Below are 25,799 nucleotides of genomic sequence, written 5' to 3' on the forward strand. Positions count from 1 at the left end.
AGTGGAGTCGTTGCCCCGCCGCAACATAGGACGCAGATGGGCGCGACGGAACCACCCAACGGTAGTTCTCAGTGGAAACTCTTCACGTGCAGCATCCCGGCCACACTTCTGATTCAGAACGGGATTTGGGCGGCTTTTGGGCCGTCAGAAGACAAAGGCGGCTGCCCGTTCCAACCCCGGAAGGACCGGGGCTGCGGCATCGAACAGCGCCCGATGGCCGAATTCACCGTGGGTACGGGTCACGATCGTAGCGCGCGGCGGCCTGGATTCGGCCGACACCCCCACCATACGCCCGCCCTCCTTCAGCTGCCCGAGCAGAGCTTCCGGCATCACCTCGGCTGCGCCGTTGAGGACGATCACATCATACGGAGCGGCAGACGGTTCCCCGTCGGTGCAGGCCGCCGCCTTGCAGGTGACATTGGCAAGCCCCAGGGCGGTGAAGGCGTCCCTGGCCTTCGCGGCCAAAGCCGAATCGCATTCGATCGCGGTGACCTGCCGCGCGAGCTTGGCGGTCAGCGCGGCGAGGTAGCCCGTGGCGCAGCCGACGACCAGTACGTTGTCGCCCTCGCGGATTTCAGCGGCCTGAAGCAGCTTGCCGGTCAGCTGCGGCTTGATCAGGAACCGCTTGACGGCGCCTTCGCTGACGTCGAGGTCGAGGTCGAGATAGGCCAGTGCCTGCCGGCCGGCCGGCACGAAAGCCTCGCGCGGAACCGTGAGCATGGCGTCGAGAATACGGCGGTCGGTGACGTCATTGGTGCGCACCTGGCCATCGACCATTTTAAGGCGCGCGGTCGAAAAACCGGACATTTGCGGACCCTGCAATGCGGACGATGCCGCGGAGAAAATTCGCGGCATCTTTGAAGCATGCTCGGTCAAAACGCAACATGGCCGTTGGCCATGAGCGAGGCCGCAACTCCCCCAATCGAGGAGCCGATCAGCCTTATTCGATCGTCACCGCGAGGCGGCCGATCAGAGCGGCGACCTCGTCCAGCCGCGCCGAATCCGGCGTCTCGACCGCGCGCGCGAGACAAGCCAGGCATTCATCGTCGCTGAGCTCTGGAATGCCGGCCGGCAGAATCGAGGGGGCCACAACAGGATGGTCGACCTGGATCTCTGGCATGGGAATCAGCTCCGTAAATGTCCGGCGCATCCATGCTCGATTTGAATTGAGTCGATTTGGCGCCGCCCGCATGGCGCGAACACGCTGCCCACAGATCTGTTTGAGGGCGATTCCGCGCTGGATCGTGGATGCAGTGTTCAAAGATCAGGGCAAGCAGATCGCACGCCGCACGAGGATGCGGGCACAAATCATTGAATTATCGGCAAAATTTGGCTCCCCGGGCTGGATTCGAACCAGCGACCATCCGATTAACAGTCGGATGCTCTACCGCTGAGCTACCGAGGAAAAGGCGAACCGTTCGTTCGCGCGCGGCTGCGTATAACAAAGCCGCTTGCGCTTGCAAAGGACGAATTCGTCATCATCCGCAACGCGCCGCAAGGAAGGGCCTGGGAATGGCCCCTCCTCCGGCCAGGTCGGCCAAACATTATTCTGAGAGAAACGAGGTGGTCTTGGTACCGGAATCGTAGCGCAAGCGGAGCGCGGTGAACTTGCAGAGGTTGACGTTTTTCCACAGCACCGCCTCGTCATAGTTCTGCCAGTCGACGCGGATGTTCCAGACGCAGCCTTCGTCGTCATCGTCGAACTCGACATAGGTGCTGGCCTGGTTCTGCAACACCTTGTCGAGCTCGTTGTCCCATTCGTCCAGGCCATCATCCGGCGCGTTGAAGCCCAGGAATTTGATGGCATAGCCGGTCTCGTTGACGACCGTGACGTTGCGGGCATCGGCCGCAAGCGACGGCGCGGCAGCGATCGAAAGGCCGATGGCGATCAGTCCAGACAGAAAATGCTTCATGTGAAATTCTCCGATCGAAACAGGTCTCAGCGCCTGACGTCGATCGACGCAGGCGCCGCGGCAAACATAGCGCTGCCTCAAGACTCGTCCGGAGCGAGATCGAACGATTCAAGTCACGATCGATCTGCGCTCCGGAACGTTTGCGCGACGCGAGACGCGCCGAGCCTGTTTATCGATACGAATTCTCCGCAGCAATGAACGGGCATTCATAGATCGGCGGCGTTTGTTTTCTCCGGCACTGGCGCCGGCACGGCCGCGCCGTTGCTCTTGCCCGTCACGGCGCCGACCAGCGCCTTGACGGGATCGTCGCCCGGCGCAAAGCCGCTCTGGCGCAGGATCTCGTCGATCATCGGACGCAGCGCGTGCACCTTGAGGAGCTCGCCGGCGAGGCCTTCGCCGAAGCCGACATTGCCTCCGCCGGCGCCGTTGCCGCCGAACGCGCCGCCGGTGTGCAGGATGCGGACGTCCTTGAGGTTGGCGATCGGCTTCACCATCTCGGCCAGTGCCGAGGGCATGGTCTCGATCCGCTTCTTGGCGATCTCGAAATCGATGACGTTGCTGCCGAGCTTGTTCTGCGCCTCGTTCTTCATGGTGATGACGGCGGCCTCGGCCTCACCGATGTTGCGGACGCCGACGGCCTTGATCTTGTTGGACTCGGCTTCGGCCGTGGCCAGCGTCTTCACGGCCTCGGCGCGATCGAGCGAGGCTTTCTTCTCGGCCTCGGCGGCGACGATCAGCTCGGTCGATTTGCGTTCGGCCTCGGTCCGCGCGGCGAGCACCTGGGTGAGACGGGCGCGATCGGCGACCTCGACCGCGCGTGCGGTGACGACCTTTTCCTCCGCTGAGACGGCGAGCGCTTCGGCGGTCTTGGCTTCCGCAACGGCTTCCGAGGTCTCCTTGCTCTTCGCCGCGATCTGGATCTCGTTTTCCTGCGTCGCGATCTGGATCTCGCGCTGGGCGTCGGTCTTGCGCTTGTTGATCGCCAGATCCGACTCGATCACCGCGGTTTCCTTGACCTGCTTGGCGCCGGCCTCCTTCTCGGCAACCGCCCTGTCGGTGTCGATGCGGGCATTCTCCTCGGTCAGGCGTGCGGTCTGGGTCGCGGTCGCGACCTCGGCGCGGGTGCTTGCGGTCTTGTTGGCGATGTCGCGCTCCTGCGACAGCTCGGCTTCCTTCTTGGTCCGCTCGATTCCGAGGGTCTGCTGGCGCGCCTCGAGGTCCTTCTGTGCGATCGCCACCTCGTTGTCGCGCACGATGGCGTTGCGGTCGCGGCGGCGGGTCTCGGTGACGGTCTTGAGCTGGGTCAGGCCTTCGGCGTCGAAGAAATTTTCCGGGTTGAAGAACTTGACGTCGGTCTGGTCGAGCTTCGTCAGCGACACCGATTCCAGCTCGAGGCCGTTCGACTTGACGTCGGATTCGACCGTCGACTGCACATGCTTGACGAAATCCGATCGCTTCTCCTGGAGCTCCAGGATGGTCATGGTCGCCGCGACCGAGCGCAGGCCGTCGACGAATTTCGCCTCGACCTGGTTGCGCAACGCCTCGGCATCGTTGGTCAATGCGCCCAGCGTCTGGCTCGCGAGCGCAATGCTCTCCTCGTCGGGGCGCACACGCACATAGAACTCGGCAACGATGTCGACGCGGAGGCGGTCCTTGGTGATGAGCGATTCCCGCTCCTTGCGCTCGACGGTCAGCCGCAGCGTCTTCAGGTTGACGCTGGCATAGGAGTGGAAGATCGGCAGGATCATGGCGCCGCCGTCGAGCACGATCTTCTTGCCGCCAAGCCCGGTGCGCACGAAGGCCTCGTCGCGGGTGGCGCGCTTGTAGAGAATGGTGAAGACGATCCCCAGAACGACGATCAGCGCGACGCCGATCATGGCCGGGACTGCGATGTCGAACATGACTTTCTCCGCTGGTGGGACTTGCTAACTGCTTAGAGTGGGCTTGGACGGCTTGAGTTCATCGTCGGCCTTCACCGCCACGAATCGCGTGCCATCGCGGTCGACCAGGAGGACCATGGTTCCCTGCGGCAAAGGTCCCGATGACGGCGCCGCGACCGCCGACACGAAATGACGGTTGCCATGAATGTCGGCGACGCTGACGCGGCCGGGCGGCCCGTGGTCGAGCGGACCGATAACGACTTCACCGATGCGGCCGACCAGATCGCCGAGGCCGACGACGTAGCTTTCATCCTTGGGAATGACCCGCGCGATGGTCCGGCTTGCGGCGCGGACCAGCGGAACCGACGCCACGACGGCCCCGACCGAGGCGACCATCGCCGGCAAGGGACCCGCAACCATTCGCGCGACGTCCTGGATCAGGAAGCCGGTGATGGAGAAGGCGCCGAGCACCAGCAGCAGGAAGATCAAGAGCGGCACGCCGCCGACATTGATCCAGGAGATGGCGTTGATCACGCCATTGTCGCTGGGATGCGCGAAATCGATGTTGGTGCCGAGCATCTCGCTCAGGGAGGCCCCGACCAGCATCGAGATCACCTCGACCGAGCCGACGATGACGATCATGGCCGCCGCGATCGCGAACGGCCTGACCTCCGGCGCCATGACGTGTTCGAGCAGTGCGCTCATGACACGGCACTCAGGAGCGCGACTTCAACCGCGCGAGCCTCGCCGCAATTTCCTTGTCACGATGGAGCGTGCTGAGCTCGTCGATGTCGCTCGAATAGGGGATGCCAGGGGGCACGCCGGTAGCGCGTGCCACTGCCCTGCCCGCCCGCAGCGCCTTCGCCGCCGCAGACGCGCCGCCCTGTTTCCGGGGCGATGCCGAGGACTGCTGGCTTGCAATGGCCTCGCTCTTTTCCAGATCGGCGCGGCGCTTCTCGGCATCCTGGAGCGCCGACAACACGGCGCGCAGCGATGTCACGCATTGCTCGATCTTCTCGTTGTTCTCGTCGATGGCGCGGGAGAGCACCTCGAACTGCGCCTCCAGATCCATTTGCCGCGCGATGCCCGCGCGCGCGAGATCATCGCGCTTATCCGTGATCGCGCCCTCGATCTTGGGTGCGAGATCGGCCATTTCGCGTTCGATTTCGGTGCGGCGCGCATTGAGGCGATATTCCTCGGCACGTGCGGCGGCGAGCGCGTCGCGCGCTTCCGTCTCGGCGCGCTCGATCTCGCGGATGGCTTGTCCGACCACCTTCAGCTTGTTCTTGCCTTCCGCCTGCTCGATCGCATCGTAAGCGATCCCGGCGATCAGGCGTCCGACCCGGGACAGGAAATTGTCGGGAGCGGCAGCGATGGTATCCATGGCATTCTCCTCCTCTGGCAGGCTGTTCGGCGTGACGCCGTAGTGAACTTCAAAACCGTCGTCGGTACGGATGAGGTGCGCGGGCACGCTCTGCCCCCAGCCCTCGGCATAGCCGGCGTAGTCGAAGGGCACGCTGAAGCGCCCTTGCACGGTCGCAATTGAAATGGTGGCGGGCCCCTTGATCTTGGCGAGCTTATCGTCGAGCGGCAGGCGGCGGCCTTGCGCGGCGCGATATTCGGCGCGGTCGCGCAGGCCCAGCGTCACCAACCGCGAGGGCAGCGCGGTCTCTTTCCGGATCGGTTCATAGGCGTGGGCGTGGAGCAGGACGACGTTGGAACCCACATTGTGGGCCCGCGCCACCTCGTCGAGAATCTCCATCATGAGGTCATAGGCCTTAAACGTCGCCTCGATGGCGGCTTTGGCGGCCGGGTCAGGCGCAAGCCTGTAACGCAGCGCGGACGGAGCGTTCTTGGGCGACGGGCTCATGAAAAGCACTAAAGCACCATTTTGGTGCTTTAGGAAGGGGAAGCTCGATCACGTTCCACTGATCCTTCTGCACTCTGTCGGTTAGTCGCAGCCAGCAGGAGGCCCGTTCAAAGGCGGCGGATCATTCCTAGATCACGGCAGATCAAAACTTCCTGCACGCGGTGGTTGCAATTTGAGATGAAATGGCGGGAGCGTTTGGCAATCCGTGACCGGGCCCCACCGCTCTCATGTCCCAGACAAGCTGCAACGCCAAAGGCGTTGCGGCGTAGAGCCGGGACCCAAAAAGCCGCGCTGAACGCAGTGGCATGGGCCCCGGCTCTGCAGCGCACCGCTCGCTGGACGATGCTTCGCATCGCCAGGGAAGCGCTGCGCTGCGTCCGGGCACGAGACTGAGTTTGATGCGCACACCTCTCTCCTCGTCATTGCGAGGAGCTCTTGCGACGAAGCAATCCAGAGTCTTTCCGCAGAGACACTCTGGATTGCTTCGCTGCGCTCGCAATGACGGAGCGAGCAGACACGCCTTCGCATCCTCGCGGCTTGTCTCGCCCGAGCTTTGCTCCGTTGCGGCACCTCCGATGTCAGAAGGCGCAGGGAAGACCGGGTGCCGGCCGGGCACCCACGGTCCACTGTGCGAAGATTGCGCTACGAGAAGCTGCACAGCGGCATACAGGTGAAGCCAAACACACGGCCTTCCCTGCGCAGTGGTTTGACGGCTTATGCCGAGTTCTCCCCGGGGAGCGATGCACTATTGCCCCCGTCGCCTTGCAGATGACTGATGCGCCTGCCCGGTCGGGCCATACGCATCACCGCAAGACTTGGCGCACAGACCCCGGGCGCCAGGACGACACGGTTTTGCCGTACGCAAGTCACACCGGTCGTGTGCGCGATGGCTTATCGCTCACGGTTGCCCGCCCTGCGCTGCCTTCTCGCGCCGATGTGACTGGCGTCCACCGCCGCTCACCCCACGTTCGTGACGATCGCGATACGCCCCTCTGACCGGGATGAGGTGATGCACGAATACGCCAAAGCCGAATTTCGGTAAAGTGGAATATTTTTGCGTGCGACGATTGACCCGGCGCTCGTGTGTTTCGCCCGTCGGGCAACACAAGGAATTGTGGCCCGGATGAGCGCAGCGACGTCCGGGATTCGTGCGAGCGGCGGTCCCGGATATCGCTTCGCTCATCCGGGCTACGAAAGCTGGTCGTCACGCCTCCGGCACACCAGGTCGATCTCGATCAGCGCATCATACGCCAGGCCAGTGACGCCGACGCAGGTGCGGGCCGGCAGGCGATCCGGTGCGAAGAACGTGCGGTAGGTCTCGTTCATAGCCGCATAGTCTTCCTTGAAGCGCGTCAGATAAACCCGCGTCATCACGACGTGCTCGAGGCCGAGATCGAGGCCAGCGAGTACCACCTTCAAATTCTCCATCACCGCGCGGGTCTGCGCGACGATGCCCTCGGGCAAGACTCCCGGCGCTTGCGGCGTGTCGGGCATCTGGCCGGTCACGAAGACGAAGCCGTCGGTCTCCACTGCGTGGCTGAACGGCGCGACCGGCTTCGGTCCGCCGCTGATCATGTGGAATTTCACTTGGGTGTCCTTGTTAAGGTGCGTCCTGAAACAGGCGCTTGCTGAGGATGGCGTGCACGCCCCAATTGCCGTCGACCACTTGCGTGACGCCGAAATCGACCGCCGCCGACATCAGCGCGATCGCCTCGTCCTCGCTGAGACCTTTGACGTTCATTAGGAAGCGCCGCATCTTGCGGAAGGCGTCTTTCATGGCGAGGTCGAGCGAGGACTTGGCGTAGACCTCGCTCTGGCCTTGCGCGCCGAATTCGGCGAGGTAATTCGGGTGGCTGAAGCCGGTCAGCACCCAGTCGCTCTCGGTCTCGATCAGGGGATAAGAGAGATCGGCGAAGGGACGGCCGGCGAGATCGGCCTTCTTGTGCAGGATCACCTCGAAGGTGCCGGTCATCGAGCATTCGATCGCGGTGCCGCTGAGCTCGCCGTCGCCCTGCGCTGCATGGGGATCGCCGACCGACAGCAGCGCGCCGGGAACCGAGACCGGAAGATACACCGTTGCCCCCTTCCCCAACCGCCAATTGTCGAGATTGCCGCCGAAATAGGATGGCGGCACGGAGTCGACGAAATCGACCTCGCGCGGCGCCAGCGCGATGACGCCGAAATGCGGACGCAGGGGAATCTTGATGCCGTCGAGCACGGCGTGCCGGCGCTTGATCGTGGCGGGTGCGACGGGAACGCCGGGATAGTCGTAGGTGGTGTGCACGACGCCGAAGGGATCGGTCTGCGGCTCCCAACGGTAGGAATAGAGGGCGCGGGCGTGCGGCACCTCGGCGGCGTCGAAGATCTCATAGATGGTGACGGCTTCGCGCGGCTTGGGACCGCCGAGAAACTCGTTGTAGTGATAGCCCCACCACGCCGCAACTGAGGAGCCGAACACGCGGCCGGTATGGTTCGGATTGCGGCTCGCGCGCGGCACGATGTCGAGGATGCGCACCTCCAGCACATCGCCGGGCTGGGCGTCCTTCACCGCGACGGGGCCGGTGCAGATGTGCACGCCAAACCCCTCGCCGGCGCCACGGCCGAACACGCTGGCATCCATGGGCCCTGCGCCGCGGCGGTCGACGTTCTTCTTGTTCCGCGTCCAGCCGAACACGCTCTCGGCGGCGGCATCGCCGGCGATCATCATGTCAGGGGCGTCAGAGGCGTGCTGCGTCAGTGTCTCGATTGTAATGGTGTCGCCTGACGCGATCTCGATCTGCGGCGGCAGCGAGCGGCTGAAATACCCCCAATGAACGCGGCTGGCCTCGACCGGGAGATGGTGATGACGGCGTTCGGCGGTCGTTCGCTCCTCGGTGTCGGCACACGCGATATTGCTGCGAGCTTCAACGCTCTGATGCGCGCGAAGCTGCGCCAGCGCCTCCTGCGGCCAGCCACGCTGGCCGGTGACGCCGTGCTGCAACGTCGCCCGCTCCGCCTCCTGCTGGCGGAATTCGCGCGGCGGCAGGCCGAAGCGATGGCGGAAGGCGCGGCTGAAATGCGCGGAGTCGCCAAAGCCATAGGCGTAGGCGATTTCCGAAATCGAACGATGCGCCTCGGTCGGGTTGGAGAGGTCGGCCCAGGCGCGCTGGAGCCGCCGCTCGCGAACGTAATGGGTGAAATTGTCGCCGACCGTCTCGAACAGCTTTTGCAAGTAACGCTCGGATATGCCCTCGGCTTGCGCGACACGTGCCGGCACAAGGTCGGGATCGTCGAGCCGGCGTTCGATCGTCTGGCAGATCCGATGCAGCAGCGCAGCCTGCGTCGCACTCGATCCGGCATCGGAGCTCGAGGCCGCCAGCTGATGCGCGAGCGTCAACAGCAGATCGACCAGCGAGTGCGCGAGCGAATTCCATTCGGCATCGCTCAAGCTATCCAGCGTGCGCGCAGTCGCGTCCAGCAGGCGTGCGAACACATTGGCAAAGCCGCCCGGTGGAACGATACGGGGCTCGCCAAGCCGCGGCTTGCCCGAGAGGCGTCCCTGCAGCGCCTCCGACGTGACCGACAGCACGATGACGCGCATGTCGCGCTGGAACACGATGCTCCAGTCGCCGCTGCGCGGCAGCAGCACGAGATGGCCGACGGGAACAATGCGGTGACCGCCGGCGCTTCTGAGCACCATGCCGTCCTCGACCGGCATCAGCGCGATGGGCAAATCTTCATTCGCTCGTGAGAGCGGGCCGACGCTCTGCGCGCCCGCAGCCATGCGCGTCATTGCGACGCCGTGGGCGTGACGATGCGATGCGGTCGCGTGTCCGTCGAATATGCTGTGACCACCCGCCGGCTGCAGGCCGACCGCAGCCAGCACGTCCCGCCAAGCTTCGGGGCGGTCGTCTTGCGCGTAGGACTCGCTCGTGAACGGGCGGAAGCTCATCGGATCGACCCAGATTGCAGTCGATCGAAGCAACCTCTGTGCCAGACGAACGCGGTCGTCCGTCGCAGCGACGGACCGCAAATGGTCTCCGCTTGTCACCTGCTCGTCCCGAAAACAGACTGCGCCTCAACGCATTAGTCGCATCGAAACATGTTCTTTCGGATCGTGCCGTGGACGCCCCAATTGGCATCGACCACCTGGGTCACGCCGAAATCGGCGCCGACTGACATCAGCGAGATCGCCTCATCCTCGCTGAGGCAATGCACGGTCATCAGGAACCGGCGGAGTTTTCTGAACGCATCACGCATCGCACGGTCGAGACTACTGTGATTGGCAATCTCGGTTTGTGCATCGGCGCCGAGCGTCGCGAGGTAGTTCGGATAGGTGAAGCCGTAGAACGACCAGGCATGGTCGGTCTCGAGCATGGGATGGTCGAGGCCTTCGAGGCTGGTGCCGGCAAGATCGGCTTTCTTGTGCAGGATGAATTCGAAATCGCCGGTCAGCGAGGTCTCGATCGCGGTGCCGCCGAGTTCGCTGTCGCCTTGCGCGGCATGGGGATCGCCGACCGAGAAATAGGCGCCGGGGACGGCAACCGGATAGAACATCCGCGCGCCCTTGCCGATGCGCCAGTCATCGATATTGCCGCCGGTATAGCTCGGCGGAATCGAGCTGACGAAATCGGCTTCCGATGGCGCAAGGCCCATGGTGCCGAAATGCAGCCGCGCCGGCACCTTGACGCTGGAGAGGATGTTCTCGCGCTTCCTGATGGTGGCGTGATCCACGCGCACGCCGGGATAGTCGATGGTTGGATGCACGATGCCGTCAGGGTCGGTCTGCGGCGTCCAGACGTAATTGTAGACGGCCTTCGCGTAGGGCTCGCCGGAGGTGTCCAGCTCGAAGATGGTGACGACCTCGCGCGGCTTCGGCTCCTCGATCAGGTCGTGATAGTGAAAGCCCCAGTTTGCCGCGACGTTGGAGCCGAAGCAGCGACCGGCATGGCAGGCGCTGCAGCTCGGCCGCGGCCTGATATCGAGGATGCGCACCTCCAGAATGTCGCCGGGCTCGGCGCCTTCGATCGCGACGGGGCCGGTGAGCAAATGCACGCCGATCCCCTCGCCTGCGCCGCGGACGAACGGGCCTTCTGTCGGGCCTGAACCGCGGCGGGCGACCGCCTTGTGCTCGCGCGTCCACTGGAACACGCTCTCGGCGCCGGGATCGCCCTGGATCATGCGCTCGTAATCGTCATTGGCATGGTGCGTCAGCGTCTCGATGGTGGCGCGATCTCCCGACCGCAGCGTCAGGGCCGGCGCGACTGTCTTGGAGAAATAGCCCCAGTGGACGGTCTTCGGCGAAACCGGCAGCGTGAAATGCGTCATGACGTGGCCTCTTCGGGAGTCCTGAACCTTGTGGAGGCGCCGCTCATCGCACCGCCTCCAGAGTCTTGTCGGCTTCCATCACACTGAGGAATCGCGCCGTCAGCGGATTGCGGGGATTGGAGAGCACCTCGTGCGCGGGCCCCTCCTCGATGATGGCACCACCGCTCAAGAAAGCGACGCGGTCGGCGACCTCGTCGGCGAAGCGGATCTGGTGTGTCGAGATGATCATGGTGAGGCCGTCGTCGATGGCGAGGCGGCGGATCACCTCCAGCACCTCGTTGACGAGTTCGGGATCGAGTGCGGAGGTCGGCTCGTCCAGCAGCAGCACGCTTGGATTGGGTGCGAGCGCGCGGGCGATGGCAACGCGCTGCTGCTGGCCGCCGGAGAGATGCCGCGGCAGCGCATCGGCGCGATGCGACAGGCCAACGCGGTCGAGCAGCTCGGCGGCGCGGCGATCGGCATCGATCCGGGTCATGCCATGGACCCAGCGCAATGGACCCGCGATGTTCTCCTTCGCCGACAGATGAGCGAACAAATTGAACTGCTGGAACACCATGCCGACGCCGACGCTCGCCCGCTCGTTGGCGATGGCGCGCGGCGACAATGGCTTGCCGTCTTCGCCAAAGCCGAGGCGCCGGCCGCCGACGCGCACGGTGCCGGCGTCCCAGTTTTCGAGATGGTTGATGCAGCGGAGCAGTGTGCTCTTGCCGGAGCCGCTCGGCCCGAGCAGTGCGACAACCTCGCCGACCCGCACCGTGAGGCCGAGGCCGTCGAGCACCTTCTGCGGGCCGTAGCTCTTGGTCAGGTCTTTTGCTTCGACCGCTATATTGTTGCGCGCGATGGTCGCGGCACGGCGGGCGCGCTCCTCGCGGGTCAAGGCCGGCGGCGGCGTGTCGGCCGGCTCTGCTGGCGCGGGCTCCGGATCGGCGACGGCCGCATCGGCGAGTTCGAGCTTGGCAACGAGATCGACGCGGCGCCAGGGCAGATAATCGGCGAGCTTGCGCTCGCGGCGCGTGGTGCGGTCGAGATCGAGCAACCATTCGACAAAGAGCTGGATCGCGCTGATGGTCGCGGTCAGCACGAGATAGAGCAGGCCCGAAGCGAAGAAGATCGAGAAGAAGTCGAAGGTCGAGGACGCCAGCTGCGTCGAGCGCAGGGTCAGCTCCTGAACCGCGACGACGGAGGCGAGCGAGGAGTTCTTGAGCGCGCTGACCGCCTCGTTGCCGAAGGCCGGGATCATGGTGCGGATCGCCTGCGGCGCGATCACCCTGCGCATCAGGATGGACGGCGTCATGCCGAGTGCCTGGCCGGCCGTCAGCTGCCCGCGGTCGACGCCGAGCACGCCGGCGCGCAGCATCTCGGCGATGAACGGCGCTTCGTTGCAGGCGAGCGCGAGGCCGGCCGCCAGCACAGCCGGCAGCTTGATGCCGATATGCGGAAGCGCGTCGTAGGCGAACACCATCTGCAGAATCAGCGGCGTGCCGCGGAAGATCACGGTATAGGCCCTGGCGAATGCCGCCAGCGGCCAGAAGCGGGAGAGCTGCATGCCGGCGAGGATCAGTCCGAGCATCAATCCGCCGCCGAGCCCGAGGGCGGTCACCTCGAGGGTGAGCTCGATGCCCTCGAGCAAATACGGCATGCTCAGGTAATGGAGGAATAGCGACATCAGTCAGCCGACATCGGAGCGGGATCAGATTTGGTCGAAGGCGGTGTGTCGGACACAGGTCACCTCTCCCCGTCGGGGAGAGGTAAACCGCACTCAGTCAGCAGTCAGGATGTCGGGCTCCTTGAAGTTGTTCACATCGAGCCCATGCTTCTTCAGAAGCTCCATATGCGTGCCGGCCTTCTGCACTTCGATCAGCGCGGCGAGCACGGCGTCGCGGAATTTCGGCTTGTCCTTGGGAACGGCGATGCCGACGGAGTACGGGATGGTCACCGCGATCGCCTTCTCCAGCTTGTCCGGATAAGCCTTTACCGCGCTGTCGACGGTGTTGACGTCGTTGACGTAGGTGTCGGCGCGGCCGGCGAGGATGGCCTGGATGCAGTTGGCGTTGTTGTCGTAGAGCTGGATGGTCGGCTCGGGCTTGCCGGCCTTCTTGCACTCCGGGATCAGCGCCTGGATCAGGGGCACCTCGACATAGCCGGTGTTTTCGGCGGCAGCCGCGCCGCACATCGACATGTTGATGCCGTTGATGCCCTTCGGATTGCCCTTGGCGACCAGCACGCCGTCGAACACCTTCGAATAGGTGATGAAGTCGGCTGCCTTGGCCCGCTCCTTGGTGGCGTAGATGTCGGAGATCACGATGTCGGCTTGGCCGGCGGCAAGCGTGGTGAGGAGTGCTGCGAACACTACGGGCTTGTAGGTCAGCTTGAAGCCGAGACATTCGCCGATGGCTTCGCCGAGATCGATGTCGAAGCCGATGTATTTGCTGGGGTCCTTGGGATCGATCGTCTCATAGCCCGGCGTGTGCGGGTTGATGGCGTTGACGAGCGTCTTGCCCTTCCAGTCCGGATATTTCTCCTGGAGCGCGGCGCAGGCGGCGGGCGCCGCGGCCTGCGCGCTCAGCGGCGCGGCGACGACGAGGCCGAATGCGATGGCGGCACCGAGCATGAGCTTGCGCCGCGCCAACGATGCGCGCGCCATTCCCCGCCGCGCCTGGGGCCAAACCGATTTCTGCATCTCGCCAGTTCCTCCGAAATGTCATGGCGCCTGCCATGGTCCAGTGATCGGGGAGGAAGCGTGCGGGAGTGCGCCGCGAAAAGCTTGTCCGCGGGCGTACAAAAAATTGGATGGAGCGCGCCCGGCATTTGGGCAAACGGCTGCACAAAAACTGTTCGCCCACCACGAAGCGGCGCGGGATTCCGAATTCGGGATAACCACATGATCTCGGCCGATGCAGCGATCTGCCCGATCAACGAATCATTCGGTGAACTCATTTGACAGAGATATGACGCTTGCCGATCGAGATGCGACGCCGGAAAGAAGCATCCACGTCCGGCACCCGCAGCAAATCCACCGGTCCTCCACAGCCTGTCCGCAGCATATCCACAAGCTGACCATGGCGGATTCGCGAGCCCGTACGAGGCACTTGCTGCGCACAAACCCACAAAGAGGGCAGCTCAACCACCAGCCTGGTCGAACACGGAACGGCAAGCCTCACTGAGGCTGGCGCGGTTACGGCGCAGGCAGGCGGTGATGGCGCGGACGTTGGGGATCTCGCCGGCGCAGAGCCGGTAGACGTCGGGGGTGCAGGCCCGCCGCTGCTCCGGCGTTCCCTGTGCATGAGCGGCGGAGGCAAACAGCGTCAGGAACAGCCCTACCGTCGAGGCGCCACGCGCCCGGCTTTTCGCGCCCGCAAACCGCAAGAACCTCGCCTTCATGACCAGTCTCCCGCTCTGCCCTGCCCGCCCCGGCCTGCATTGGCCGGCATGGTGCGAAGAGGTAGGAGAAATAAACCGCTGGGAATGTGATCTCTTTCACACCGGCTGCGCCGTGGCGGCACGTAGGGTTCGCCGGGGATTTTTCAGGAATCGCTAACCAATCGGATCCCGATCGCCGCATCGTTAAAATGCGAACGATCGGGTCAATCCGGAAACAAACCGGCTTTGCGACATTGCGCCATCCGCATTCTGCGAGGGTGTGATGAGCGAAGCCGAATTCAACTTGCTGCTGGATGCTGTCCGGGACGCCATGGTCTTTGAAGATTTCGCGCCCGTGCCGGAGGAGAAATTCGTGCCCCGCTCTTGGAGCTTCGACGCGACGCCCAAAGCAGCCAATGACAACGAAGGCGCCTGGCCCCTCCTGCCCTTTCCCGACGGCTGGTACGCGGCCTGCTGAGGCCCGCCTTGAAGTGAACCGATGCGTCCGCCTTGCGGGCGGTTCGGCATTATCGAGCGCCGGGGACCGGTGCAGCCCCGATCAAGTCTTGACGCGCTCCTCGCCCTGCTGCGGCGCCCGGTCGGGTGCAGCCGGCGGGAAGATGCTGTCATAGATCGCGCGCGCCTCGGCAATGAGGCGGGCCCTCTCCAGCTCGGATTTCGGGACAAATCGAACGACGTCGCCCACGTGCTCTCCAGCTCCAGGGTTCGGATGCGTCTCTTCGCAGATGCGAAGTCTATGCCAGAGGACCTGAATCGCACCTTTCCGCCAAGCCCCGGGCAAACCCGGTGGCTGGCGGGCGCGTGCTGCTCGGCAGAACCGCGCATAAGCCCAAATTTTGTGGAGAATCAGAGGCTTGTGATGGAGGCCACGACCAGAATTGAACTGGTGTACACGGTTTTGCAGACCGTTGCGTAACCACTCCGCCACGTGGCCCCGTAAGGGCGGACCAATATAGGGGATCAATGGCTTAGGCAACCGCCTTCGTCCGACTTTGACGGCGATAGCCTTTTCCGATGTGGACCAAAGTCAGGCGCGCTTGCCGCGCCGGAAGTCGCGCCGGCGGCCCTTCGGCGCGGGCTTGGGCGCGAGTTCCGGCGTCTCGGCCTGGACCTCGCGGTAGCGCGCCAGCATCCGTTCGAAACTGGCAAGCAATGTCTCGGCGATATCAGGGCGCCGCTCGAGGCCGGCGAGGATCGTCGCGGCCGCTTCGATGGTCGAGAGACCGTCGCGGCGCGGCTCCTTGCGCAAGCGTCCGTAGCGCGAGGGCTTCTGCGGGTTGAGGATCACGCGCTGGCACTTGAGCATCCAGGGATTGCGCCACCACAGCGCTTTGGCCTGGCTCCAGGTGCCGTCGAGCAGCACGATACCTTCGAGCTTGCCGAGAATCGCGCGCTGGTTCTCGGCGACCTCGCCCTTGCGGGTTAGCGCCACGATCTCGCCTTCGGCGTCAAGATCGGCCGCGCGGGCCGAGCCGAGATAGAGCACGGCCCAGTGCGAGGCATTCTCGACCGGCCGCCCCAGCGCCTTCGACAGGCTCGGCCAGGACAGGCCGACCCGTACCGTGGCATCGGCGAAATGCCTTGCAAGCAACCGCGCGGTGCCGAGCGCCCTGTCCTGCTCCTGCGGATGCTGCAGGATCAGCAGCGAGAGCCGGTTCTCAATCGGCGTGACACTGTCGCAGATGCACAGCGGCATCGGCTTCTGGCAGTGCGGGCATTCGGGAATCGTCTCGGGCGCGGCGGCCGTCGTCTCGGATGGGTTCGACATGGTCGCCGCTATACGCTTCGCGCGGCGCTGCAACAACCTATTCCGCCGGTGCAGCCAGCGGACGCGGCTCGGATCGGCGCCGCAGGCGGTCGATCAGGAGGTAGATCACCGGCGTCGTGTAGAGCGTCAGGATCTGCGAGACGAACAGGCCGCCGATGATGGTGATGCCGAGCGGGCGGCGCAGCTCCGTGCCGGGACCGGTCGCGACCACCAGCGGAACGCCGGCGAACAGCGCCGCCATGGTCGTCATCAGGATCGGGCGGAAGCGTGCCTGGCAGGCCTCGAAGATTGCCTCGGCCGAGGACAGCCCGCGCCGGCGCTCGGCGTCGAGCGCGAAGTCCACCATCATGATGCCGTTCTTCTTGACGATGCCGATCAAGAGGATGATGCCGACGAAGGCGATCACCGTCAGCGGCGTATTGGTCAGTTGCAGCGCAAGCAGTGCGCCGAGCCCGGCCGAGGGCAGCGTCGAGATGATCGTGAGCGGATGGGCAAGGCTCTCGTAGAGCACCCCCAGCACGATATACATCGCGACCAGCGCGCCGAGGATCAGCAGCGGCTGGCGGCCGCTGGTCCTAGCGAAATCGCCGGCATTGCCGTCGAAGCTGCCGCGAATGCCTTCGGGCATGTGCAATTCCTCGACCGCGCGCTGGATGTTCTGCGTTGCCGTCTGCAGCGGCACGTCCGGCAGCAGGTTGAACGACACCGTGGTCGAGGGGAACGATTGCGAGTGATAGACCGCCAGCGCGGCGAGCCCGCGCGTCGCATGCACCACCGCGGAGAGCGGCACCTGGGCATCACCCGCGCCGGCGACATAGATGCGTTCGAGGTTGGAGGGATCGACCTGGAATTTCGGGTCGATCTCCAGCACGATCATGTACTGGTTGCGCTGGGTATAGATGATCGAGATCTGCCGCTGCGCGAAGGCATTGTTGAGCGCATTGTCGATGTCCTGAACCCTGACGCCGAGCGCCGAGGCCTTCTGGCGGTCGATGGACAGCGTGAGCTGAAGCCCACCAGGGTCGCGATCGCTGGAAATGTCAGTGATGCCCTCCACGCTCTCCATGCGTTTGGCCACGATCGGAGCCCATTTCTGCAACAGGCCGAGATCGGTGCTGGATAGAGTGTACTGGTAATCGGAATCGCTCTGCCGCCCGCCGGCCCGCACGTCCTGGGCGGCGAACATGAAGAGGCGGATGCCGGGCACGGGATATAGCGCGCGCCTGAGGCGGTCGATCACGACCTGCGTCGAGACGTGGTCGCGCTCCTCCGGCGGCTTCAGGCTGATATACATGACGCCGCGATTCGAGGTCGCCCCGCCCGGCCCGCCTCCGCTGCCGACGGTCGAGCCGATGCCGGCCACGGCCGGATCCTGCATCACGATGTCGGCGAGCCGCTGTTGCAGACCGAGCATCGACTGGAATGAGATGTCGGCCGAGGCGCGCGTCGCCCCGATGACGAAGCCGGAATCATCAGTCGGAAAATAGCCTTTGGGCACCTTGATGTAGAGTGTCACCGTGAGCGCGATGGTGGCGAAGAACACCAATAGCGTCAGCAGCGGAAATTCCAGGACGGTGCGCAAGGTCCGGGCGTAGAAGGCGACGATGCGCGACAGCGAGCCTTCGATCAGCCGATCGAACAGGGTCGCGGTGGCGGAGGTGGTCTGCCGGATGTAATGGGCGCAGATCATCGGCGTGACCGTGAGCGACACCAGTGTCGAGACCAGAATGGCGAAGGTCAACGTCAGCGAGAATTCGCGCAGGAGACGGCCGACGATGCCGTCCATGAAGATCAGCGGCGTGAACGCGGCGATCAGCGACAGGCTGATCGAGACCACGGTGAAGCCGATCTGCTTGGCGCCCTCCTGCGCCGCGCGGAACGGCCGCATGCCTTGCTCGAGATTGCGATACATGTTCTCGATCATGACGATGGCGTCGTCGACCACGAAGCCGACGGAGATCGCCAGCGCCATCAGCGACAGATTGTCGATCGAGAAGCCCGCGACCCACATGCCCGCGCAGGTGCCGGCGAGCGCCAGCGGCACCGAGATGCCGGCCGCGATCGTCGGGGTCAGACGGCGCAGGAACACGAACACCACGGCCATCACCAGGAACGCGGTCGCCAGCAACGTCCATTGCATGTCCAGCACGCTGGCGCGGATCGTGCCGGTGCGGTCGACCAAAGTGGAGATCTCGACGCCGGCCGGGATCCACTGCTTCAGCGCGGGGATCAGCGCCTTCACCCTGTCGACGGTATCGATGACGTTGGCATCGCCCTGCTTGGTGATCTGGATCAGCACCGCCGGCTGCTTGTTGAACCAGGCGATGGAGCGGGCGTTGCGGACGGAATCCTCGATATCGGCGATGTCGGAGAGCCGCACGAAATTGCCGTTGGAGCTCTTGACGACGATGTCGCGGAATTCCTTCGCGGTGCGCATCTGCCGATTGAGCGCCAGCGTCTCGCTCTGACGCTCGCCTTCGAAGATGCCGACGGGACCGAGCGGGTTGGCGTTGACGATCGCAGTCCGAACGTCGTCGGTGGCAATCCCGGCGTTCGACAGCGCGACAGGGTTGAGCTGCACCCGCACGGCCGGCTGGTCGGCGCCGGACACGGTGACGTCACCGACACCGGGCACCTGCGAGATACGCTGCGCCAGCACGGTGTCGGCAACGTCGTAGATCGCGCTTGCCGACAGCGTCTTCGAGGTCAGCGCCAGCACGAAGACAGGCGCGCCGGCCGTATTTGCTTTACGAAAGCGCGGCAGCGTCGGCAGGTCGCTCGGCAGGTCGACCATCGAGGCGTTGATCGCCGCCTGCACGTCGCGTGCGGCCTTGTCGATGTTGCGGCCGATGTCGAACTGAAGCTGGATGCTGGTGGTGCCGAGGGTCGAGGTCGAGGTGATCTGGTTTATGCCGGCTATCTCACCCAGCCGCCGCTCCAGCGGCGAGGCCACCGTGGCCGCCATCACGGACGGATCCGCGCCGGGCCGGCTGGCCGAGACGAAGATGGCGGGGAAATCGACGTTGGGGACCGAGGCGACGGGCAGAAACTGGTAGGCGACGACACCCAGCAGGAACAACCCGATCGACAGCAGCGTGGTCGCGACCGGGCGGCGGATGAAGGGCTCCGAGATCGATGCCATCACTGCATCCCCTCGGTCGCGCCAGCGACCGGCGGGCCGCCGGATTCGGCCGGCGGCAGCGCCTGCTCGAGGCGGCGGTTGATGCGGTCGAGCGCGAGATAGATCACGGGCGTGGTGTACAGCGTCAGGAGCTGGCTCAGCAGCAATCCGCCGATGATGGAGATGCCGAGCGGGAAGCGCAGCTCGGCGCCGGTGCCGCTCTCGATCGCGAGCGGCAGCGCACCGAACAGCGCGGCCAGCGTCGTCATCATGATGGGACGGAAGCGCAACAGACACGCCTGCACGATCGCCTCGTTCGGCGACATCCCCCGCCCGCGCTCGGCTTCCAGCGCGAAGTCGATCATCATGATCGCGTTCTTCTTGACGATGCCCATCAGGAGGATGATGCCGATCAAGCCGATCACCGAGAGATCCTGACCGCACAAGATCAGCGCCAGAATCGCGCCGACGCCGGCCGAGGGCAGCGTCGACAGGATCGTGATCGGGTGGATGTAGCTCTCATAGAGCACGCCCAGCACGATGTAGATCGTGATGACGGCGGCGAGCAGCAGCCAGGGCTGACCGGCCAGCGCCTTGGCGAATTCGGCAGCATCGCCGGCATAGACGCCGACGATGCTGTTGGGCATGCCGATCCGGGTCTCGATCGTCTTCACGGCCTGGACGGCATCTCCGAGCGCTGCGCCGGGCGCCAGGTTGAAGCTGAGCGAGACGGACGGGAATTGCGCCTGGTGCGAGATCGCGAGCGGCGCCGTGGTCCGCTTCAGCGTCGCCACGGCCGAGAGCGGCACCTGGGCACTGGGCGCGCCGACGGTGGTGCTGGCGGCGCCCGGCAGATAGAGCTTCGACAGGATCGTGGGATCGCGCTGGTACATCGGCAGCGCCTCCAGCACCACGCGGTACTGGTTGGCCTGGCCGTAGATGGTCGAGATCTGACGCTGGGCGAAGGCGTCGTTCAGCGTGTCGGTGATGGCCTGGAGGCTGACGCCGAGCTGGCCGGCGCGGGTGCGGTCGACATCGAGCTGTGCCCGCAGGCCGCCCTCCTGCGCCTCGGAGGAGACGTCCCGGAACAAGGGATCGCGCCGCATCTCCGCAACCAGCTTGCGCGCCCATTCCGAGACCAGCGTCGCATCGGTGCCGGTCAGCGTGTACTGGTACTGCGAGCGGCTCGACTGGGTCGAGATCTGCACGTCCTGCACCGGCTGGAAATAGACGGTCATGCCGGGGATGCCTGACACACGTTCCTTCAACCGGGCCACGACCACGCCGACATCGTCGCGCCGCTCGCCCCGCGGCCTCAAGCTCATGACGAGCCGGCCGACATTGGTGGTCGGGTTGACCGAGCCCGCACCGATCACCGAGACAACGCCGACCACATCAGGGTCGGCCCTGATGGCGTCGGCCGCCTCGGCCTGCCGCGTCTGCATCTCCGCAAACGACACGTCGGGCCCAGCCTCCGTCACCGCCGTGATCGAGGCGGTGTCCTGCAGCGGCAGGAAACCCTTGGGCGCGACGACATAGAGCACCAGGGTCGCGATCAACGTGGCGAAGGTCACGATCAGCGTGGCGCGCTGGCGTTCCAGCACCCACAAAAGCGATCTGTGATAGGCATCGACCGTGCGGTCGATGAAGCGGCTGATCGCGGCCAGTCCCGGCACGGCCAGCTCCTCGTGCGCGTGCTTGAGCAGCCGCGAGCACATCATCGGCGTCAGCGTCAGCGAGACCACCGCCGAGGTCACGACCGCGATCGTCAAGGTCAGCGCAAATTCCCGGAACATGCGCCCGACGAGGCCCGACATGAACAACAGCGGGATGAAGACCGCGATCAGCGACACCGTCAGCGAGATCACGGTGAAGCCGATCTCGCTGGCGCCTTTCAGCGAGGCTTCCATTGCGCCATCGCCGTTCTCCATGTGGCGCACGATGTTCTCGATCATGACGATGGCGTCGTCGACGACAAAGCCGGTGCCGATCGTAAGCGCCATCAGCGAGAGATTATCGAGACTGAAGCCGGCAAAATACATGATGCCGAAGCTCGTGATCAGCGACAACGGCAGCGCGACGCCGGCAATCAGCGTGGCACGCAGCGAGCGGAGGAACAGCAGCACGACCAGCGTCACCAGCACGACGGCAAGGACCAGCGTGAACTGCACGTCGCGCACCGAGGCGCGGATGGTGACGGTGCGGTCAGAGACGATGGTGAGGTTCACGCCGGCTGGAATCGCGCGCTGCAGTTTCGGGATCTCTGCGCGGATCTGGCTGACGACGTCGATGACGTTGGCGCCGGGCTGGCGCTGGATGTCGATGATGACGGCCGGCGTGCCCTGGTACCAGCCGCCGGTGCGGTCATTCTCGAGACCGTCGACGATCTGGGCGACGTCGCCGATGGTGACGGGCGAGCCGTTGCGATAGGCGATGATGACAGGCTTGTAGGCGTCGGCGGCGGCGATCTGGTCGTTGGCGGCAATGATGTAGGATTGCTGCGCGCCGTCGAGCGAGCCCTTCGGTCCTGATACGTTGGCATTGGCGATCGCGGTGCGCAGATCCTCCATGGCGATGCCGTAGGCGGCGAGCCGCGCCAGATCGGCCTGGATGCGCACGGCCGGCTTCAGTCCACCAAGCACGGAGACGCGCCCGACGCCGGAGATCTGGCTCAAACGTTGCGCCAGAATGGTGTCGGCGATGTCGCTCATCACCCGCAGCGAGATCGTGTCCGAGCGCAGCGCCAGCGTCATCACCGGCGCGTCCGCCGGGTTCACCTTGGCGTAAGTCGGCGGATAAGGCAGCGTCTTGGGCAGCACGCCGGCCGCGGCATTGATGGCGGCCTGCACGTCCTGGGTGGCGCCGTCGATATCGCGGTTGAGATCGAACTGGAGCGAGATCTGACTGACACCGAACGAGCTCGTCGAGTTCATCGACGTCAGCGACGGGATCTGGCCGAGCTGGCGCTCCAGCGGCGCGGTGATCAGGGAGGCGATCACGTCGGGGCTGGCGCCCGGCAGCCGCGTCGTCACCTGCACGGTCGGGAAATCGACCTGTGGCAGCGCCGAGACCGGCAGCGCGAAATAGCCGAGCAGACCGCCGATCAGCAGGGCGATACCGAGCAGCGAGGTCGCGATGGGCCGGCGGATGAAGGGTTCGGAGACACCCATGGATTAAGCCTGCCTTCAGGCGGCCGTTGTCGGGATCATGGCTGCTTGGCTCCACTTTCCGATGCTCCCGGCCCCGGTGCCGGCCCGGTCTGTCCCTTCTGATCGCCTTCGCTGCTCTTGCGCTTGGCACGGAACTCGCCGTCCTTGCCCTGCCCGTCCTTCTGGCCTTCTTTGGCAGCATCCTTCTTCTGAGCGTCCGGCGCGCGCGTGCGCTTGCGTGGGGCAAGATCGGCCGACGGGGTCTGGTCGTCGCGGCCCACGATCACCTTGGAGCCGTCGGACAGATTGGCAAAGCCCGTGGTGACGACCCGGTCGTTCGCCGAGAGGCCGCTGGCGATCACCGCGTCATGCTCGTTCTGCTGGGTCACAGTCACGGGCTTGGCCGAGACCACATTGTCGTTGCCGATGACGTAGCTGAAGGTCCCGATCGGACCGCGCTGCACCGCAGAGGTCGGCACCACCAGCGCCTGCGTCAAGGTCTCGACCTTGAGGCGGACATTGACGAACTGGCCCGGCCAGAGCTGGTAATTGGCGTTGGGGAATTCGGCCTTGAGCTTGAGCGTGCCGGTGGTCTGGTCGACCTGGTTGTCGATGCCGGTGAGCTTGCCGGTATCGATCACCGTGATGCCGTCATTGCCGAACACGTCGACGGCGAGCGTGCCCTTTGCTGCGGCCGCGTTGACACGCATGATCTGCTGCTGCGGCAGGCTGAACCACACCGCGATCGGCTGCAATTGCGTGATCACCACGAGACCCGTGGTGTCGGAGGCATGGATGATGTTGCCCTGATCGACCTGGCGCAGGCCGGCACGGCCCGAGAGCGGCGCGACGATCTTGGTGTAGCTCAGCGTTGCCGCGGCATTGTCGATCGCGGCCTGATCGGCCTTCACCAGCGCCTCGGTCTGCGCCACCAGCGCACGCTGGGTGTCGGCCTGCTGCTTGGAGCCGGCATTGGACGCAGCCAACTGCTCGTAGCGCGCAAGATCGATGCGCTGGTTGGCGAGCTGGGCCTGATCCTGCGCCTTCTTGGCCACCGCCTGGTCGTACTGCGCCTGATAGATCGCCGGATCGATCTCGCCGAGCACGTCGCCCTTCTTGACGTCCTGGCCTTCCGTGAAGTTGACCGCGATCAGCTTGCCGTCGACCTGCGAGCGCACGGTCACGGTATTGAGCGCGCGGATCGCACCGACGCCGTCGAGATAGACCGGCACGTCCTGGATGCGCGGGCTCGCCGCCAGCACCGGCACCGGCAGATCAGGGCGCTGGTTGCGGTTGTTCGCCTGCTGCTGGTTCATCGCAATCCAGCCAACGTAACCAAGCCCGCCGAGGATCGCGAGCGTGATCAGGGTCATGACGAAGCCGCGGCCGCGCGGTCTTTTCGCCGCCCCCTCCTTCGCGTCTTGCTTCGTCTCCGGCTTAAAGAGCATTGACCGGTTTCTCCATTCGCGGCTCCCAACCGCCGCCAAGCGCCTGGTACAGGCTCACGATGGCGAGGAGCCGTGCGAGTTGGGCCTGCGACAGCGCGTCTTCCGCCTGGAACAGGGTCAGTTGGGTGTTGAGCACAGTCACGATGTCGGCAGTGCCGGCGCGCAATTGCTGCTCGGAGAGATCGAAGGCGCGGCGCGAGGCGGCAACGACGTCGCGCTGCAATTGCAGCTTGATCGTGGTCTGCTTGATCGAGAACAGCGCATTGTCGACGTCGGCAAAGGCCTGGATGATGGTCTTGCGGTAGGTCTGGAGCAACTCGTCCTGCCGCGCCTTGGCGAATTCGAAATTGCCGAGGATCCTGCCGCCGTCGAAGATCGGCTGCGTCGCGCTGCCGACGAGCTGAAAGAAGGCCGCGTGCGGCTGGAACAGCGAGACCAGCGCCGCGCTCTGATAGCCGCCATTGCCGGTGAGCTGGATGGTCGGAAAGAACTGCGCGCGGGCATTGCCGATGTTGGCGGTCGCCGAGGCGAGCTGGGCTTCCTGGCGGCGGATGTCCGGCCGCTGCGTCAGCAGTTCCGACGGCAGGCCGGGCGTCACGCGCGGGATCGCGACCCGGTCGAGGGAGCCGCCGAGCACGCGCACGCTCTCGGGCGGCCGCGATACCAGGACGGCGAGCGCATTGACATTCTGGTCCAGCGTCTGGCGCAGCGGCGGCACCAGGGCCTTCTGGTTGGCAAGCACGCTCTCCTGCTGGGCGACGTCGAGATCGGTGCCGGTGCCGGCCCTGCGGCGCTCCCTCACCGCATCGAGGATGCGCTGCGCACTCGCGATGTTGCGCTGAGAGGTCCTGATACGGTCCTGCGAGGCCAGCACCTGGAAATAGGCGTTGGCGACGGCTGCGAGCGTGGTCAGCGCGACCGTGTCGCGATCGAAACGGTTGGCGTTCGCCGTCTCCTCCGCCGTTTGCAGCGCATCGCGGTTCTGGCCCCAGAAATCGAGCTGATAGCTCGCGCTCAGCGAAGCCGAATAGTTGACGACCTCGCGTCCGCCGATGGACAGCCCCGAGGCGCTCGAGCCCGAGGTGCGCGAATAGGTTTCCGATCCGCCTGTCGATACGCTCGGCAGCAACGCCGCGCCGGCCTGCCGCGCCTGGGCATCGGCCTGGACGATGCGCGCAACGGCAGCGGCGATGTCGAGGTTGACGGTCTGCGCCTCCTCCATCAGCTGGGTCAGCTCCGCAGAGCGGAAGCCGCGCCACCAATCCAGCGACGGCGGCGCATCGCCTTTGCCGGCATATTTGTATTGCGTGGGTACGTCGAGCGCGGGATCGGGGAGATCCTGGGTCAGCACGCAAGCCCCCGAGCCGGCGGCAAGGCAAAGCACCGCAATCCATCGCGCCGCGCGCAGCGTTCCGAATGCAGTACCGAGAGACCGCCGCGAGGCGATCGCTGGAACTTGTTGTGTCACATCCACCCCCCGCCGGGCAGATCGAGCCGCCGCCGTGCAGCCGGATTAACCGATTCGCGGTGGGACAGTCGGGAGGCTTTGGATGACGCGTTCACAGCGGCAATGCTTTCTGCGGAACCTAAGATCCATACTAGCCGGGCACGGAACGGCGGGACAGTGCCGCAGTTGCGAGATGCCCGTGCCAACGAGCCGGGAGCGAACTGACAAAAGTGTAAGATGTGCCTGTCTTGCAGCGACTTCTCTCATTGCGAAACATCGGGAAGCGTGATCAAGCTTACCAAGATTTCATGTGATATCGCTGCCACACCGGCCGCTGAGCCCCTTCAACCCGACCGCACCACGCGGCTTCAGCTCAGTCGCGCCCTCTGGGCCACCCCGCAAGACCGTCAATTGCCGAAAACGAACCCATCTATGGTGCCGATATCTCTTCGGCCTTCCCCACACCGTCCATGCGCCTCGATCGTGACCCGTCTCGCCCGTGGCAAAAATTGGTC

19 protein-coding genes and 2 tRNA genes are annotated in these 25,799 nt (G+C 65.0%); 1 reads left to right on the plus strand and 20 read right to left on the minus strand.

Annotated elements, in window-relative coordinates; genetic code table 11:
- Positions 1–144: 144 nt before the first annotated feature.
- The 13 genes from ACVIIV_RS25640 to ACVIIV_RS25700 form a co-directional block, all read right to left on the minus strand.
- Positions 145–807, minus strand: a complete 663-nt coding sequence (locus ACVIIV_RS25640) for a protein-L-isoaspartate O-methyltransferase family protein (RefSeq protein ID WP_456746622.1) — start codon at positions 805–807, stop codon at positions 145–147.
- A gap of 133 nt (positions 808–940) precedes the next feature.
- Positions 941–1,120 carry a hypothetical protein gene (locus tag ACVIIV_RS25645; RefSeq protein WP_456746623.1) on the minus strand — a complete coding sequence of 60 codons (180 nt, stop codon included), beginning with the start codon at positions 1,118–1,120 and terminating at the stop codon, positions 941–943.
- 210 nt (positions 1,121–1,330) lie between these two features.
- A tRNA-Asn gene (locus ACVIIV_RS25650) sits at positions 1,331–1,405 on the minus strand.
- A gap of 139 nt (positions 1,406–1,544) precedes the next feature.
- Positions 1,545–1,913, minus strand: coding sequence for a hypothetical protein (locus ACVIIV_RS25655; RefSeq protein WP_456746624.1), 369 nt, complete (start codon positions 1,911–1,913; stop codon positions 1,545–1,547).
- A 206-nt stretch (positions 1,914–2,119) separates the two neighbouring features.
- Complete coding sequence (locus tag ACVIIV_RS25660) at positions 2,120–3,814, minus strand: flotillin family protein (RefSeq protein ID WP_456746625.1); 1,695 nt, start codon at positions 3,812–3,814, stop codon at positions 2,120–2,122.
- A 24-nt stretch (positions 3,815–3,838) separates the two neighbouring features.
- Positions 3,839–4,498, minus strand: a complete 660-nt coding sequence (locus ACVIIV_RS25665) for an OB-fold-containig protein (protein WP_456746626.1) — start codon at positions 4,496–4,498, stop codon at positions 3,839–3,841.
- A gap of 10 nt (positions 4,499–4,508) precedes the next feature.
- Positions 4,509–5,672, minus strand: coding sequence for a PspA/IM30 family protein (locus tag ACVIIV_RS25670; protein WP_456746627.1), 1,164 nt, complete (start codon positions 5,670–5,672; stop codon positions 4,509–4,511).
- Between the two features lie 1,179 nt (positions 5,673–6,851).
- Positions 6,852–7,250, minus strand: coding sequence for a RidA family protein (locus ACVIIV_RS25675; protein ID WP_456746628.1), 399 nt, complete (start codon positions 7,248–7,250; stop codon positions 6,852–6,854).
- Positions 7,251–7,263: 13 nt separating this feature from the next.
- Positions 7,264–9,594, minus strand: coding sequence for an acetamidase/formamidase family protein (locus ACVIIV_RS25680; RefSeq protein WP_456746629.1), 2,331 nt, complete (start codon positions 9,592–9,594; stop codon positions 7,264–7,266).
- A gap of 134 nt (positions 9,595–9,728) precedes the next feature.
- Positions 9,729–10,970, minus strand: coding sequence for an acetamidase/formamidase family protein (locus ACVIIV_RS25685; protein ID WP_456746630.1), 1,242 nt, complete (start codon positions 10,968–10,970; stop codon positions 9,729–9,731).
- Between the two features lie 43 nt (positions 10,971–11,013).
- The gene (locus ACVIIV_RS25690; protein WP_456746631.1) at positions 11,014–12,636 is read right to left on the minus strand and encodes an amino acid ABC transporter permease/ATP-binding protein; all 1,623 of its coding nucleotides are present in this window, start codon (positions 12,634–12,636) and stop codon (positions 11,014–11,016) included.
- A gap of 93 nt (positions 12,637–12,729) precedes the next feature.
- Positions 12,730–13,650 (minus strand): ABC transporter substrate-binding protein, encoded by a 921-nt coding sequence (locus tag ACVIIV_RS25695; RefSeq protein WP_456746632.1) that lies wholly within the window; start codon positions 13,648–13,650, stop codon positions 12,730–12,732.
- A gap of 440 nt (positions 13,651–14,090) precedes the next feature.
- Positions 14,091–14,351 carry a hypothetical protein gene (locus tag ACVIIV_RS25700; protein ID WP_456746633.1) on the minus strand — a complete coding sequence of 87 codons (261 nt, stop codon included), beginning with the start codon at positions 14,349–14,351 and terminating at the stop codon, positions 14,091–14,093.
- 262 nt (positions 14,352–14,613) lie between these two features.
- Between ACVIIV_RS25700 and ACVIIV_RS25705 the strand changes: the two genes are divergently transcribed.
- Positions 14,614–14,808 (plus strand): hypothetical protein, encoded by a 195-nt coding sequence (locus tag ACVIIV_RS25705; protein WP_456746634.1) that lies wholly within the window; start codon positions 14,614–14,616, stop codon positions 14,806–14,808.
- A gap of 81 nt (positions 14,809–14,889) precedes the next feature.
- On the opposite strand, the gene ACVIIV_RS25710 is transcribed toward ACVIIV_RS25705, so the two are convergent.
- From ACVIIV_RS25710 to ACVIIV_RS25740, 7 genes are all read right to left on the minus strand, one after another.
- Positions 14,890–15,036, minus strand: coding sequence for a hypothetical protein (locus ACVIIV_RS25710; protein WP_167361661.1), 147 nt, complete (start codon positions 15,034–15,036; stop codon positions 14,890–14,892).
- Between the two features lie 175 nt (positions 15,037–15,211).
- A tRNA-Cys gene (locus ACVIIV_RS25715) sits at positions 15,212–15,285 on the minus strand.
- A 93-nt stretch (positions 15,286–15,378) separates the two neighbouring features.
- Complete coding sequence (locus ACVIIV_RS25720) at positions 15,379–16,119, minus strand: tRNA-uridine aminocarboxypropyltransferase (protein WP_456746635.1); 741 nt, start codon at positions 16,117–16,119, stop codon at positions 15,379–15,381.
- A gap of 37 nt (positions 16,120–16,156) precedes the next feature.
- Positions 16,157–19,261, minus strand: a complete 3,105-nt coding sequence (locus ACVIIV_RS25725; RefSeq protein WP_456746636.1) for an efflux RND transporter permease subunit — start codon at positions 19,259–19,261, stop codon at positions 16,157–16,159.
- On the minus strand, positions 19,261–22,410 hold the full coding sequence (locus ACVIIV_RS25730) for an efflux RND transporter permease subunit (RefSeq protein ID WP_456746637.1): 3,150 nt from the start codon (positions 22,408–22,410) through the stop codon (positions 19,261–19,263). Before ACVIIV_RS25730 ends, ACVIIV_RS25725 begins: the two co-directional genes overlap by 1 nt.
- A gap of 35 nt (positions 22,411–22,445) precedes the next feature.
- Positions 22,446–23,837, minus strand: a complete 1,392-nt coding sequence (locus ACVIIV_RS25735) for an efflux RND transporter periplasmic adaptor subunit (RefSeq protein ID WP_456746638.1) — start codon at positions 23,835–23,837, stop codon at positions 22,446–22,448.
- Positions 23,827–25,311 carry an efflux transporter outer membrane subunit gene (locus ACVIIV_RS25740; protein ID WP_456746639.1) on the minus strand — a complete coding sequence of 495 codons (1,485 nt, stop codon included), beginning with the start codon at positions 25,309–25,311 and terminating at the stop codon, positions 23,827–23,829. Before ACVIIV_RS25740 ends, ACVIIV_RS25735 begins: the two co-directional genes overlap by 11 nt.
- Between the last annotated feature and the right edge of the window lie 488 nt (positions 25,312–25,799).

It is taken from the genome of Bradyrhizobium sp. USDA 4354 (assembly GCF_054060315.1).

Coding starts and splice junctions, on each gene's coding strand:
- ACVIIV_RS25720 (WP_456746635.1), bottom strand. CDS start 16,119: ATGTCGAACCCATCCGAGACGACGGCCGCCGCGCCCGAGACGATTCCC.
- ACVIIV_RS25645 (WP_456746623.1), bottom strand. CDS start 1,120: ATGCCAGAGATCCAGGTCGACCATCCTGTTGTGGCCCCCTCGATTCTG.
- ACVIIV_RS25680 (WP_456746629.1), bottom strand. CDS start 9,594: ATGAGCTTCCGCCCGTTCACGAGCGAGTCCTACGCGCAAGACGACCGC.
- ACVIIV_RS25655 (WP_456746624.1), bottom strand. CDS start 1,913: ATGAAGCATTTTCTGTCTGGACTGATCGCCATCGGCCTTTCGATCGCT.
- ACVIIV_RS25690 (WP_456746631.1), bottom strand. CDS start 12,636: ATGTCGCTATTCCTCCATTACCTGAGCATGCCGTATTTGCTCGAGGGC.
- ACVIIV_RS25730 (WP_456746637.1), bottom strand. CDS start 22,410: ATGGGTGTCTCCGAACCCTTCATCCGCCGGCCCATCGCGACCTCGCTG.
- ACVIIV_RS25685 (WP_456746630.1), bottom strand. CDS start 10,970: ATGACGCATTTCACGCTGCCGGTTTCGCCGAAGACCGTCCACTGGGGC.
- ACVIIV_RS25665 (WP_456746626.1), bottom strand. CDS start 4,498: ATGAGCGCACTGCTCGAACACGTCATGGCGCCGGAGGTCAGGCCGTTC.
- ACVIIV_RS25700 (WP_456746633.1), bottom strand. CDS start 14,351: ATGAAGGCGAGGTTCTTGCGGTTTGCGGGCGCGAAAAGCCGGGCGCGT.
- ACVIIV_RS25640 (WP_456746622.1), bottom strand. CDS start 807: ATGTCCGGTTTTTCGACCGCGCGCCTTAAAATGGTCGATGGCCAGGTG.
- ACVIIV_RS25695 (WP_456746632.1), bottom strand. CDS start 13,650: ATGCAGAAATCGGTTTGGCCCCAGGCGCGGCGGGGAATGGCGCGCGCA.
- ACVIIV_RS25735 (WP_456746638.1), bottom strand. CDS start 23,837: ATGCTCTTTAAGCCGGAGACGAAGCAAGACGCGAAGGAGGGGGCGGCG.
- ACVIIV_RS25660 (WP_456746625.1), bottom strand. CDS start 3,814: ATGTTCGACATCGCAGTCCCGGCCATGATCGGCGTCGCGCTGATCGTC.
- ACVIIV_RS25705 (WP_456746634.1), top strand. CDS start 14,614: ATGAGCGAAGCCGAATTCAACTTGCTGCTGGATGCTGTCCGGGACGCC.
- ACVIIV_RS25725 (WP_456746636.1), bottom strand. CDS start 19,261: ATGGCATCGATCTCGGAGCCCTTCATCCGCCGCCCGGTCGCGACCACG.